The sequence below is a fragment of the Paenibacillus tyrphae genome, assembly GCF_024158745.1.
Classification (GTDB): Bacteria; Bacillota; Bacilli; order Paenibacillales; family NBRC-103111; genus Paenibacillus_G; species Paenibacillus_G tyrfis_A.
This window is the reverse complement of record NZ_JAMZAW010000051.1, coordinates 1-13,488: the sequence shown is the minus strand read 5'-3', so window position 1 is coordinate 13,488 and position 13,488 is coordinate 1. Positions and strand designations below refer to the sequence as shown.

The window sequence follows — 13,488 nt, the reverse complement described above, 5'->3', positions numbered from 1 at the left end:
GGTTGTCAAAGCTTTTTATTTTTGAAATCATGCGAACAAACCGCAGCGGCCGCCATCATCACATGCTGCGATATACCGGCAAAGCCCCGGCGGCTTCTGTGACCGTTATTTCAATCATCATCGAAATATGAAATGCAAGAAACTACCTCAACAGCCGCATTTAGAGGCCATCCGACAACGTAGCAACAATCCTGGTATCCCCAACAGCGAAACCATCCAATTCATAGACAAAGTCCCCATCCATGTTCAATAGATTGATATAGATTCGCCATGCTTTTGATAAAAAGAGCGGCGTTTTATTTACAAGTCCAATGTTATGATGAAAATGATTCTGTGATAGAAATCACCAGGAGAGGGGATGAGCCTCATGCGGCAGCCCGATCGTCACAGTAACCAGCCTCTATATCAACAGATTGCCGATGATATCGAACGGCGAATTTCATATGGCGAGTTTCCGCCAGGCAGTCTGCTGCCCTCCGAACGAAAGTTAGCCGAGCAGTTGGGAGTCAATCGAAGCACCGTGATCCTCGCCTATGCCGAGCTGCGCGCGCTTGGGATCGTGGAAAGCCGTACGGGAAGCGGAACCCGGGTAAGCAAGTTTAAATGGGGTGTCACACCGAAGCATACCCCGAACTGGCACCGGTATGTCGAAGGCGGGAGCTTCCTGCCTAATCTGCCTTTTTTGCGCCGGGTCAGGGAAGCTCTTCAACAAGACAACACGTTGATTGATTTTGCCAGCGGGGAGCTTGGCGCGGACATCTCTCCGGTGGAAGAGATTAATACACTTATGGACGAAAACCACTATACGGCCTATCTCGGATATGCCAATCCGCAAGGATTTGGGCCGCTCCGCGAAGCGCTCGTCACGTATTTAAGTCAATACCGGGGAATTCAAACGACGGAATCGTCGATTCTTATTACATCCGGCTCCCAGCAATCCTTGTATTTAATTACCCAGTGCTTGCTGGCCCCCGGAGATGCGGTTGCTATCGAAGATCCTTCCTACTGCTATTCGCTGCCTATGTTTCAATCGGCCGGTCTTCGCTTGTTCCGTCTGCCGGTTGACGCGAAAGGAATTCGGCCCGAGGATGTTCGCTCCCTTTACAAAAAGCACCGGATCAAGATGGTGTTCATCAATCCGAATTATCAGAACCCGACGGGTATTGCCCTTGATCCCGAACGCCGTATTGAGCTGCTTGACGTTGCGAGCGAGTTGGGACTCCCTATCGTCGAAGACGATCCCTTTAGCTTGACGGCTTATAACGGGATGCCGCCACAGCCGCTCAAATCGATGGACCCGATCGGCTCGGTTCTCTATATCGGCTCCTTCTCCAAGATCGCCGCGTCCGGGCTGCGCGTCGGATGGATGGTTGCTCCTCATTCCGTTGTCGAGCGGCTGGCGGATGCCAGACAGCAGATGGATTTCGGACTTAGCGTCGTTCCGCAGCAGGTGGCTGCGCAATTCTTGAAGTCTCCGTATGTCCAGCCTCATCTGGACCGTCTGCGGATGCATCTGCTCTACAAGCGGGATTTGCTGATAAGCGCGCTTCGCCAAGAGCTGCCGGATCTGGTCAGCTTCTCGATTCCACAAGGAGGCTTGCATCTGTGGTGTAAAATCATACCCGAGGTGAGCGACAACAAACTGTTCGAAGAAGCGATTCGCCATGGCGTCATCTTTGTTCCCGGCAGCGTCTACGGATCGGATTCCGGTTATGTGCGGTTTACTTTTGCACGGCCTAAGGCAGACGAAATCGTTCCGGGCATTGCCAAATTTGCCACAGCTCTTCGGGCCGTTCTTGCCCAATCTAACTAAAAAGGTGAATGAAAGCTTTGTATTCATGAATACAAGCTATTTCATTCACCTTTTTTACTGACCTTATTTGCACGTGTGCCGAAGTTAGGCCAACACGCTTCAGATATCGCGGGAATCCCGGCTGCGGCGCGCTACCCCGGCATCGCAGGCTGCCGCGATAACCGCCTTGCTGACTCGATCCGCCACCTGATGGTTAAATACGCTTGGAATAATATATTGCTCATTTAATTCTTCGTCGCTAACCACGGAGGCAATCGCATGGGCGGCGGCAAGCTTCATCGTTTCCGTAATTTGCGAAGCTCTGCAATCCAACACGCCCCGAAAAATCCCCGGAAAGCATAAGACGTTATTGATCTGATTCGGATAATCCGAGCGCCCTGTAGCCATGACACGTACATAGGGCTCAGCTTCCTCCGGCATAATTTCCGGGGTCGGATTGGCCATAGCAAATACGATCGGGTCCGCCGCCATCCGTTTCACGTCTTCGACCTTCAGTACTCCCGGACCGGACAATCCGATAAATACGTCCGCTCCCTCGATCACCTCGGAGAGGCTGCCCCGAACCATAAGCGGATTCGTATGCTCGGCAAACCAATTCCATACCTCATGTGGATAAGCGTCTCCGCGAACAATGGCTCCGAGGCGGTCAACGCCAATCAGGTCCATCACCCCGGAGGCCAGCAATATTTTGGAGCAGGCCATTCCTGCCGCCCCGATCCCGCACACGACAACCCGGCACTGCTCCAGCTTTTTGCCGACGACCTTCAAAGCATTTAACAAGGCGGCCAGAATGACGACGGCGGTTCCATGTTGATCGTCATGAAATACCGGGATATCCAGCTCTTTCTGGAGCCGTTCTTCGATCTCGAAGCAGCGGGGAGCCGAAATATCTTCGAGATTGATACCGCCGAATGACGGAGCGATCGCTTTGACAATGGCAACAATTTCGTCCGTATTCTGCGTGTTCAGACAGATCGGGAAGGCATCAACGCCGGCCATCTGCTTAAACAGTACAGCTTTGCCTTCCATGACGGGCATGGCGGCTTCCGGGCCGATATTTCCGAGCCCGAGAACGGCAGAGCCGTCGGAGACGACGGCTACCGTATTTCGCTTGATCGTCAGCGTATGGGCCCGGGAAGGGTCATCATGGATCGCCATACAAATCCGGGCTACACCCGGCGTGTAGACACGGGACAGGTCATCCCGATTTTTGATCGGCACCTTGGGATGCATTTCGAGCTTGCCACCCAAATGCATGAGGAAGGTCTGGTCCGATACGTTGATCAGCTTAACCCCGGGAAGCTGTTCAACCGAGGAAACGACGCGGTCAACATCGTGCGAGTCGTTCAGATTGACCGTAATGTCTCTTACGGTTCTCGAAGAGCTCACCCGATTGGTGTCTATCGCTACGATGTCCCCGCCGGAATCGCTTAATGCCGATGCGATAGCTCCAAAGTTTACGACTCCTTGATCGTACTCCAACCTCAAAATAATGCTTGTCCCCGTTCCAAGCGGCATTTGCATGAGCAGCATCTCCTCTTTTAAGTAAGACATTTCGATTCGTAAGCTAGTTGCGTCCAGACTTCGGCTGAATGCGTTCCATGAAATTTATGACATCGGAACGATTTAGCTCCCCTGAGAACTTCTGCACGATTCGCCCCTTGTCGTCAACCAGAAACGTTGCCGGTAAGCCGCTGATTTTATACTTTTTTTTCACTTCTCCTTGGGAATCAAGCAGGATAGGGAGCTTCAAGTGATGACGGTCGGCAAATTCGCTTGCCCTTTCCTTCGTTTCTCCCATATTGACCGCAACGATTTCAACGCCCGGCAACCGCCCGTAGGCTTCGTTCAGCAGCGGCATTTCATTGACGCACGGGTCGCACCAGGAGGCCCAGAAGTTTAGAAGAACTCCTGTCCCGCCATAGTCGGATAAGCGCACCGTTTGCCCCTGCAAATTGGTTAACGCAAAATCCGGCGCCTTCCGGCCGACCTCCACCTCCTCGCGTTTATCCGCCAGCGATTGAAATACCGCATAGCCGATGGCGAACAGGATTAGGACAAGCATTAGTGCCCGCGTCCAAGAAGAGCGTAGGACTCTTTCCAACCCGATCAGCTCCTCCCCCGCCAGAGCCCCTACTGCTGTAGCGCTTGAATATCTTTCAATATTTTATCGTAAGGCGTATCCGTCATCCCGTCGTACTTGGCTATAACCGTGCCCGCCGGGTTGACCAAAAAAAACGAAGTGCCGTGAATGACTTGATCGGAGGACGTATCCTTCGCCACAACCGTATTAAACGAACTCAGGACGAAGGTTTTGATCTCGTCGAATTTATATCCGGTTAATGCATGCCAATTCGAGAAATCGGCGTCAAATTTTTGGAGGTAAGCTTTTAACGCCTCCGGATTGTCGCGCTCCGGATCAACGGAGAAGGAGACCAGCTCCGCCTTCACGCCCGCCGATTTTAACCGCTTTTGCAATTCCGTCATGTTGGCCGTCATCGTCGGACATACCGTTGCGCAATACGTGAACATAAAGTCCGCAATCCAGACCTTGCCTTTCAAATCGGACAAGGATACCGGTTTCCCGTCTTGGTTGACGGCCTCGAAAGGTTTAACCTCGTAATTAAGCTGTTTGGACTTGCCGCTGCCGCAAGCGGAAACAACGACAAGGATCAATCCCAATATGACGTAGAAGAACGCTTTTTTCACCGAATCCCCCCTTGCCCTATTTCTTTGTCGAGAGCCATTGCGATAAAGCCTGAATTTCTTCGGCACTTAACACTTTCTTGAAGGCAGGCATTCCTCTCGCGCCATCCTGTATGATCCCGAACAGCTGCTGCTCCGTCATTTTGGAGCCAATCTCCTGCAAGCCAGGGCCTACTTTTCCCCTGAGATCGGCAGCATGGCAGGACAGACACTGCTTCTTATAGATCGCCTCTGCTTTTGCATCTGCCGAAGCGGTCATCCCTTGCCCTTGATCTGTCGCCTGACTGCTGCACGCGGATAAGGCAACTGCTGACATGACAACAATCAGAAAAAACGGAAGCGACGCCCGCAAAACGATCCTCTCCCCATTCATCCTCATTAGATTGGGCGGCCCGTAGTGTCCAGAATCATTATGATAAAGACCGCCGTCAAGTAATTCACCGAAATCAGAAAGTTGGTTTTGGCCCACTTCCCGTTATCCGATGCGGCAGGGCCAGTTAACGTATGCCACGTCCAGACGAGACCGGCCAGCAAAGAGAGCGTGAGGAACATAACACCTGCATAACCGTACGCGTAGATCAGTACAGTGGTCGGAAGAAGCAGAACGACATAAGGAATCATTTGCAGCTTCGTCCGAGGCACCCCTTTACGAACCGGCAAAAGCGGGAAGCCTGCCGCCCGGTACTCGTCGACGCGCCGGATGGCGAGCGACCAGAAGTGGGCGGGCTGCCACAGGAATAACAAGGCGAACAACAGCAGCGCGCCAGCGTCGGCCTCATGGGTAAACGCGCAGTACCCAATGACCGGCGGCATGGCGCCGGACACGCCTCCAACGGACGTGCTCCAGGTCGAGGTGCGCTTTAGCCACATTGTGTAAATGACGATATAGACAAACATGCCGAGCAATCCGAGCCAGCCGCACAGCGCGTTGACTTTCCAGAACAGGACGGCTTCTCCCGCTATTCCGAGGGCCAGGGCGTACACCAGCACGCCCCTGATGTTCAAACGACCGGTCGCGAGGGGCCGATCCTTCGTCCGGCTCATCTTTCGATCCAACTCCCGGTCCCAGATGTTGTTGATGACGCACGAGGAGGCCATCGTTAACGTGGTGCCCAGCAGCATCCAAAACAACAGGCCCCAGTCCGTCACCCATCGGGAAGCCAGCCAATACCCGCCAAACGCAGCGACGAGATTGAGCTGCAGAATTCGGGGCTTGGTCAGTTGAATCCAGTCGCTTATGCTCCCCCTGTCTTTCCTCATCAATGCCGCAGCATTTGCGGACGTCCTGCTCATGTGGCCACCATATTGTACAGCATGATCCACATAGAACCGGCGACGACAAGCAGCAAAATGATCAAGCCCAAAATCAAGCTCACCAAGTTATAGCGAGGCTTTTTCTCCTCCCGCAGATGCATGAAATAGATCAATTGAACGGCGAACTGCAGCACGGCTGCCGCCATCAGAACGAGGGTGCTCGCCACCCCTTGAAGCCAGCCGGACATGACGACGGCAATGGGAATGATCGTCAATATGATGGAGAACAGGAAGCCGGTCGTATACGATTTGAACGTGCCATGGCTCTCGGCGTCATGCGGAGTGGTTAGGTCATGCTGCGCCATCTATCTCACCCCCATCAAATAAACAATTGTAAATACGAAGATCCACACAACATCCAGGAAATGCCAGAACAGGCTGATCACGTTCACTTTGCGCTTGGTTACCGGCGTGATTCCGTGCTTCGCAAGCTGAATAATCAGTGCAATCATCCAGACTAATCCAAGGGAGACGTGAAGCCCGTGCGTCCCGACCAAAGTAAAGAAAGCCGATAGAAATGCGCTCGTGCTAATGGTCGCTCCCTCGTGCACCAGATGAATAAATTCATTGATCTCCAGCACAACGAAGGCCGCGCCGAGCAGTACCGTCACGCCCAGCCATCCCATGAGCGCTTTAAGTTTTCCTTTGTGCATCGCAAGCACGGCAAGACCGCTTGTATAGCTGCTCGTTAGCAGAATGAACGTGCTGGCAATAATCCCGCCCAGTTGGAACAGCTCGGCAGGCCCGGGCCCGCCGTTTCGATTGCCCTGCAGGACGATATAGGTGGCAAACAAGGTGCCGAAAATAATCACGTCCGTCATCAGGTAGATCCAGAAGCCGAATGTGCGCATTTCCTCCAGATCCGGATGGTCGTGATGACCCGTACTTGATACGTGGGCATGTCCGTTTATTTGTGCCATTCTTGGTTACCCCCTCATCGCAGCTTCCGTGCGTTTAATTTCCTCAACAGGGATATAGTAATCGGTTTTGTAGTTGAAGGAATGAACAAGCATGCACACGGCTACCCCCACCAGACCGGAGACCGTCAGCCAGAGCCAGTCGAATACAAAACCGAATCCGGCCGCGAACCAGAACATCGACATCACAAAAGGAATCCCCGAATTTTTGGGCATATGGATCGGCTCCAGCTTCGGCCGAACCGGAGCAAGCTGCCCGCGTGCTCTGCGCTGCTTCTCCTCCCACCACTCGTCCTGGGACGAGACCTGCGGCAGCGTTGCAAAATTATAGTGCGGCGCAGGGGAAGGAATCGACCACTCCAGCGTGCGTCCGTTCCACGGGTCGCCCGTTTCGTCTTTTTGAAAATGCTTGATGCTGTATACGATTTGCCATAATTGGAACAAGAAGGCTATGCCCATCAAAGCCGCCCCGACGGTGGAGACCAGGTTCAACTCCCACCATCCTTTATCCCATCCGTACGTCACAAGGCGCCGTGTCATCCCCATCAACCCGAGCACATATTGCGGCATGAAGCAGACGTAAAATCCGATATTCCAGAACCAGAACGCCCATTTGCCGATACGCTCGTTCAGCTTGAAGCCGAACAGCTTCGGCCACCAATAATACAAGCCGGCGAAATAACCGAACACGACGCCGCCGATGATCGTATTGTGAAAATGCGAGACCAGGAAGTAACTGTTATGGAATTGAAAATCCGCAGGGGCGACCGACAGAAGCACTCCTGTCAGCCCGCCGATGATAAAGCACACGATAAAACCGATCGTCCACAGCATGGGCGTCTCGAAGGTGATCTTTCCCCGGAACATCGTAAACAGCCAATTGAACACTTTGGCGCCCGTCGGGATCGCGATCAGCATCGTCGTGAGCGCAAAGAATGCGTTGACATCTGCGCCGGAGCCCATCGTGAAGAAGTGATGCGCCCATACAAGAAACGATAAAATACTGATGATCATCATGGCATACACCATCGATTTGTAGCCGAACAGCTTTTTCTTCGCAAAGGTGCTCACGATCTCCGAGAAAATGCCGAAGGCCGGCAGAATGAGGATATATACCTCGGGGTGCCCCCACATCCAGATCAGATTGATATACATCATCGGATTGCCGCCGCCGTCCAGCGTGAAAAAATGCGCGCCCAAATAACGGTCCAGAAAGAGCAGCGCCAAGGTGGCCGTCAAGATGGGAAACGAAAATATAATCGCGATACAACTCGATAACACCGACCACGGGAACATGGGCATTTTCATCAGCTTCATGCCGGGTGCCCGCATTTTCAGAATGGTCACGATAAAGTTGATGCCGGTCATCAAGCTGCCGATCCCCGAAATCTGGATTCCCCAGATATAGAAATCTTGACCGACCCCCGGATTGAACATGCGTTCCGAATAAGGCGGATAAGCGAGCCACCCCGAATCCGGCGATCCTCCGATGACAAAGGACAAGTTAAACAGCATCGCGCCCGCGAAAAATAACCAGAAGCTTAGCGCATTCAGAAAAGGATAGGCGACATCGCGCGCCCCGATCTGCAGCGGCACCATCACGTTAAACAAACCGAACATGAACGGCATCGCCATGAACAAAATCATAATCACGCCATGCGTGGTGAAGATCTGATTGTAATGATCCGGCGCCAGGAAGCTCAACTCCGGCATCGCCAGCTGTGCCCGCATCAGGAGCGCATCCACACCGCCGCGGAACAGCATCAGGAAAGCGGCGAACATATACATGATGCCGATTTTTTTATGATCGACAGTTGTCAACCATTCACGCCACAGCCAGCCCCATTTTTTTAAATAGGTAAGTCCGAATACAATGCCGATGATCGTGATCACGATGGCGACATCCGCACCGTAAATCATCGGGTCGCCCGTCACAAAAAATTCCGAGGCGAAGCTTTTTACTTTCTCCCACATGGACCACTCTCTCCTTACATTTCAAATCGAAGCGAAGCCCGCTACTCTTGGATCTTGATCTTCTGAATGTCCTTCCAGGACAAGCCGTGATTGTGCGAGGAAGCGTACTTGGTCACCGTCATATTGAACAAGCCTTCCGGAAACGCGGAGAACGTCTTCACGTCCGAAGCGGAAGGCAGCGCCAGCTGCTTATATCCTTCCAGCGTCAGCACCGGAGACGATGCTTTGACCTCGCGTACCCATTGGTCAAACTCTTCCTGTGAAGTGGATTTCACGTCAAAGAACATTTTGGCAAAATCTTTTCCGGTAAAGTTCGCACCCGACCCCCAGTATTGTCCTTGCTCGTCCGCTTGCAAATAAAGCGTCATCGCCATGCCGGACATCGCGTACATCTGCCCGCCGAGCTGCGGAATCCAGAACGAATTCATCGGCGCATCGGCCGTAATCTCGAAGCGGACCGGTACGCCCTTCGGGATCTGGACGTGGTTCACGGTCGCGATTCCCTGCTCGGGATATTGGAATAACCATTTCCAGTCCAGCGAGGTCACTTGAACGGTCAGCGGTTTTTTATCCGATACGAGCGGCTTGGACGGCTCCAGGGCATACGTGCTCTTTATGGTAATGATGCCCAGAATGGTAATGATCACGATCGGAATCCCCCACCAGATCGTTTCCAGCTTCGTGCTGTGCTCCCAGTCCGGCATATATTTCGCTTTTCTGCCTTTCTTGTCCCGGTAACGCCAAACGATGATTGCCGTGAGCACGAGGACAGGCACGATAATAATGCAAGTCAGCACCGTGGAAATCAACATTAAATCCCGCTGCTGTTCGGCAATCGGCCCTTTGGGATCGAGCACGATCATGTTTTCCGCACACCCGGTCGTTGTCAAGAGCAGCATCGCCAGCATGGATATGGACGCGAACCAGCGGAGCGCTTTGGGTGTCTTCATGTTACTCATCTCCTATCGCATTGCGTGATTATGATCACGCCTTACTTTAAAGGGGAACGATAGAGGTGTCACCATCCACTAGCCAAGTCAAAAAACCGACCATGTTCAACAAAATGAAACAAATACGACATCGTTTCTCCATAAAAAATGCTTCGCCTTTATTTAGAGTACGCTGGATGCAACGACGCAAGGCTTCCCTCCTAATGCAGGAAAAAAAATAAGAAGAGAACCGAACCTTTTTCCGATACAGAGACAATATAGGGTGTAAGCTGCTTATTCAGGAGGGCCCTCCGAATGCAAAATGAAGATATGTACCAGTTATTCGTAAACAATCGTATTCTCAATATTTGCAACGAAAAAGGAGCGAATTAACCATGAAAAAACAATTAATCGGCGGAATAGTTGCCGCTGCGACTTTGATTCCAACCGCAGCATTTGCGGCCCCTACCATGATTGAAATGATGACTAGAAAACCAATGACCGCTGAACAAGTCAAGGTGGATGAGGTTGGCAAAGCAACACTTGAGAAGCTGTATAGCGCATTTCCCGAAACAAGATCGTTTGAGATTATCAATGCAAGCAACGCTCAAGGTGACGTACTCAAACCGGCAGACTCCACCGGTTTATCCCAAATGAAAGTGAACCAAACAAGCATCATACTGCAGGAGAAAGGAGGAACCGGCAAAAAGATTACCCTTCATACTAACGGTATTTCGGGTGAGATTGAACACGTGGATCAAGAGAATTGGGAGCCTAAGGAGAAGCCACTCATTACTTTAACCGATCAGGAAATCAAGGCGAAGGTAGATCATCTCATTGATAAAATGTATGGTAACGTCAAAGCGTACGAGTTTGCTATGGAACAAATGGAGAACCCAAATCAAAAAACATTGATGTTGAATTACATCATAAAGGGATCAGAATCACCGTTCTACCAGGTATTTGTTCATGACAATGCAATTAATCTTACTCGGGTAGGAGGTGAACCTGCACCTTCACACATTAAAGTAGAAGGTTTATTCACTAGAGATGGTAAGCCTGATTATACTTATGATTCCATTTTGAACGATGATAAACTGTTTGCTTTACTAAAAATTAGCCCGACAGAATTAAAAGAAGAATTGGCAAAAGGTAAATCTGTTGCGGATATTGCAGCATCTAAAAATATCTCTAAACAACAAGTGTACGAGGTGATTGCCAATACACAGGTTGAAAAACAAATGGAAGCTGAACAAAATGGAGTAGTTCCTAAAAACAATCGTTCAAAGGAACAAATGTTAAAAGAAATTGAACCAAAATTATTACCAGTCATTGAACACAAAAATGAAACAACATTGAAGAAATAGCAAGTCAGGGCGGATGAGGCTGGCAAAGTACCAAAAAAGAAGCTGGGGAAAATTGTTACATTTTCCCTCCGCTTCTTTACTTTTTTTGGGGCTTTTTAGACAACCCCTTAGCTTTGAACCTTTCGATGCTTCCAAGAGCGGATGGCGATATCCGTCAGCACGGCAAACAAGACCGTCGCCAGCACATTATGGAGAAGACTTGTAAATAAATAACTATTTTCGTTGTTCATCGTTACCGTGAGCAGGCCGCCGCTGCCTATTTGTCCGGCAACGAGAACGAGAGCATAGGCGGCGCCCGTTCGCAATCCGGAAGGCGGCTGCTTGGATGTGCCTCGGCGTACGACCAGATAGAAGGCGGCAATAAGCATAAACAGGATAGCGGCGGCAACTCGATGCGCGAAGACAATCCCGGAAGCCCCGGACAAGTAGGGGATCAGCTGCCCATTGCATAACGGCCAGCCCATACAACCGCCATCCGCTTCCATATGACGGATGTAGGCTCCTAAATAAACGACGCCGTAACAATAGATCCAAATCCCCCAGGCTATGGAACAAATAGAGCGCGGAATGGAAGCGGAAGGCGGCTTTTCCGTCCCGTTATTCATCCGGTAAATCCATACGACCAGCAGCATGCTGCTGGCAACCGCAAGCAACGATATGCCGAAGTGAAGCGCCATCACGGCCGGCTGTTGCGGCCATTTCACCGCCGCTGCTCCCATCAACGCCTGAACGATCGTAAACAGCAGCGTTCCGCCGGCATAACCCAGAGCTTCCCGATGATGCTTGAGGCGCCGCCATGTATACAGAAACGTCACAAGAACAACGATTCCTACGACCCCGGTAACCATACGGTGCGAATACTCGATCATGGACTCCAGCGTATAGGCCGGAATAAACTTCCCGCTGCACAAGGGCCAGTCGTCTCCGCAGCCGCGCCCGGAACCGGTCTTTGTAACCAAAGCTCCGGCCAGCAGCACAAGAAACATGCCGATAAACGAAGCCCATGCCAACAAGCGGTAACGGAAAGATATCAATGAAATCACCTCTTCTGTTCGTCTCGCACGCTATCGTAACGGAAGGAGGCAGAAGCGTAACCATCCAGTTAACTTCTTTTTGTTCCAGCCAATGGACATCCGGACATACAAATGAACTCTAAAACTGGATCGGTATAAAGAAAACCGATTGGATGGTTACTTACAAAGGAGGCGGACTTACATTAAGAAGGAGGCTTGGAGATTTTAGAACACGAGGTGATTTGTCATGTCTGAAAACATGGAAGTTAAAGCGCGAAAAACCATTCAGCATATCCATCCATATACACCGGGAAAGCCCATCTGGGAGCTGCAAAGCGAGCTCGGCTTATCCAGGGTCATCAAACTGGCCTCTAACGAAAATCCGCTAGGCCCTTCTCCTAAAGCACTGGAAGCCATTCATTGCTCCTTGGCGGACATTCATCGTTATCCGGATGCAAGCACGTCGAACTTAAGGCAGGCCATGGCCTCCAAGCTAGATATGAAGCAGGAACAATTCATCGTGACCAACGGCGGGGACGAACTGATTACCCTTGCCTGCGAGGCATTTTTGGAGCCTGGCGATGAAATTATCGTGCTCGCTCCGTCGTTCAGCGAGTATGAATTCGGGGCGCATCTTATGGGGGCAACCATCGTTTCCATACCGCTCGGGGAACAATTTGCCTTCGACATGGATGCCATTATCGAAGCGGTTACGGAGCGCACCAAAATTCTGTGCATCTGCTCCCCCAACAACCCTACCGGCACGTATTTGTCAAAATCGGTCCTGCATCATCTGCTGGATGTTCTGCCAAAACATATTCTTGTGCTGTTCGATGCGGCTTACAGCCAATACGCTACAGCTGAGGATTATACCGACGGGCTGGAGTTTGTCCGTGCAGGGTACCCGATTCTCGTGCTTCAGACCTTTTCCAAAATATACGGATTAGCAGGCTTGCGGGTCGGTTACGGAGCGGCTCCCGAAGTCATTATCCGGCAGCTTCTCAAAGTGAAGGAACCGTTCAATGTCAATGCCTTGGCGCAGGCTGCGGCCGCCGCGGCTCTTCATGATGACGGGCATCTCCGCTTGTCCCTTCAAGCGAATACGCGAGGCCGCGAGCAGCTTTACCGCGCCTTCGAAGAACTAGGCCTGCCGTTCATCGAAAGTATGAGCAATTTCGTGCTGGTGGAGCTTGGCTCGAATGCCAAGGTCATTTATGAACAACTGCTTCACAAAGGGATCATTGTCCGCTACGGTGGCACTTGGAATCTTCCCTCCCATGCTCGCGTTTCGGTGGGAAGCGAATCGGAAAACGCCGCCTTTATTCAGGAGTTAACGAAGATCCTGCATCGTATTTCAATTCCTTAGATTCGGCGCGCTTCATTTCGTACTTTTTATACAGCAGCACGGAACCAAACTTGAACACTCCCACCACCTGCACTAATGGCGCTGAGGTG

The 13,488-nt window shown here is 51.4% G+C and carries 13 protein-coding genes; 3 read left to right on the top strand and 10 right to left on the bottom strand.

All coding sequences use genetic code 11. From position 1 onward, the window contains the following. The first annotated feature begins 367 nt into the window (after positions 1–367). Entirely contained in the window at positions 368–1,813 is a 1,446-nt protein-coding gene (gene pdxR / locus NI000_RS36250; RefSeq protein ID WP_253416124.1) for a MocR-like pyridoxine biosynthesis transcription factor PdxR, read from the top strand. Between the two features lie 99 nt (positions 1,814–1,912). On the opposite strand, the gene NI000_RS36245 is transcribed toward pdxR, so the two are convergent. Genes NI000_RS36245 through cyoA form a run of 9 tightly spaced genes read right to left on the bottom strand, consistent with a single transcriptional unit; the run spans position 1,913 to position 9,674 of the window. Then, positions 1,913–3,337 (bottom strand): NAD-dependent malic enzyme, encoded by a 1,425-nt coding sequence (locus NI000_RS36245; RefSeq protein WP_301292845.1) that lies wholly within the window; start codon positions 3,335–3,337, stop codon positions 1,913–1,915. A gap of 43 nt (positions 3,338–3,380) precedes the next feature. Beyond that, the gene (gene resA / locus NI000_RS36240; protein ID WP_301292844.1) at positions 3,381–3,917 is read right to left on the bottom strand and encodes a thiol-disulfide oxidoreductase ResA; all 537 of its coding nucleotides are present in this window, start codon (positions 3,915–3,917) and stop codon (positions 3,381–3,383) included. Positions 3,918–3,946: 29 nt separating this feature from the next. Next, complete coding sequence (locus tag NI000_RS36235; protein ID WP_253416121.1) at positions 3,947–4,522, bottom strand: SCO family protein; 576 nt, start codon at positions 4,520–4,522, stop codon at positions 3,947–3,949. Positions 4,523–4,538: 16 nt separating this feature from the next. Continuing rightward, on the bottom strand, positions 4,539–4,871 hold the full coding sequence (locus NI000_RS36230) for a c-type cytochrome (RefSeq protein WP_253416120.1): 333 nt from the start codon (positions 4,869–4,871) through the stop codon (positions 4,539–4,541). Positions 4,872–4,897: 26 nt separating this feature from the next. After that, a complete protein-coding gene (cyoE, locus tag NI000_RS36225; RefSeq protein WP_253416119.1) occupies positions 4,898–5,812 on the bottom strand; it encodes a heme o synthase in 915 nt (304 codons plus the stop codon). After that, positions 5,809–6,138 carry a cytochrome o ubiquinol oxidase subunit IV gene (gene cyoD / locus NI000_RS36220; protein WP_253416118.1) on the bottom strand — a complete coding sequence of 110 codons (330 nt, stop codon included), beginning with the start codon at positions 6,136–6,138 and terminating at the stop codon, positions 5,809–5,811. The genes cyoE and cyoD overlap by 4 nt, the downstream gene beginning before the upstream one ends. Next, on the bottom strand, positions 6,139–6,753 hold the full coding sequence (gene cyoC, locus NI000_RS36215; RefSeq protein ID WP_253416117.1) for a cytochrome o ubiquinol oxidase subunit III: 615 nt from the start codon (positions 6,751–6,753) through the stop codon (positions 6,139–6,141). It abuts the gene before it with no gap. A gap of 6 nt (positions 6,754–6,759) precedes the next feature. Next, positions 6,760–8,724 carry a cbb3-type cytochrome c oxidase subunit I gene (locus NI000_RS36210; RefSeq protein ID WP_253416116.1) on the bottom strand — a complete coding sequence of 655 codons (1,965 nt, stop codon included), beginning with the start codon at positions 8,722–8,724 and terminating at the stop codon, positions 6,760–6,762. A gap of 41 nt (positions 8,725–8,765) precedes the next feature. Continuing rightward, positions 8,766–9,674, bottom strand: coding sequence for a ubiquinol oxidase subunit II (gene cyoA / locus NI000_RS36205; RefSeq protein ID WP_253416115.1), 909 nt, complete (start codon positions 9,672–9,674; stop codon positions 8,766–8,768). 374 nt (positions 9,675–10,048) lie between these two features. On the opposite strand from cyoA, the gene NI000_RS36200 reads away from it, so the two are divergent. Then, positions 10,049–11,020, top strand: a complete 972-nt coding sequence (locus NI000_RS36200) for a hypothetical protein (RefSeq protein WP_253416114.1) — start codon at positions 10,049–10,051, stop codon at positions 11,018–11,020. Positions 11,021–11,127: 107 nt separating this feature from the next. Here NI000_RS36200 and NI000_RS36195 read toward each other — a convergent pair whose 3' ends face one another. Next, a complete protein-coding gene (locus NI000_RS36195; RefSeq protein WP_253416113.1) occupies positions 11,128–12,054 on the bottom strand; it encodes a COX15/CtaA family protein in 927 nt (308 codons plus the stop codon). 226 nt (positions 12,055–12,280) lie between these two features. Between NI000_RS36195 and hisC the strand changes: the two genes are divergently transcribed. Next, positions 12,281–13,399 carry a histidinol-phosphate transaminase gene (hisC, locus tag NI000_RS36190; RefSeq protein WP_253416112.1) on the top strand — a complete coding sequence of 373 codons (1,119 nt, stop codon included), beginning with the start codon at positions 12,281–12,283 and terminating at the stop codon, positions 13,397–13,399. The last annotated feature ends 89 nt before the right edge of the window (positions 13,400–13,488 follow it).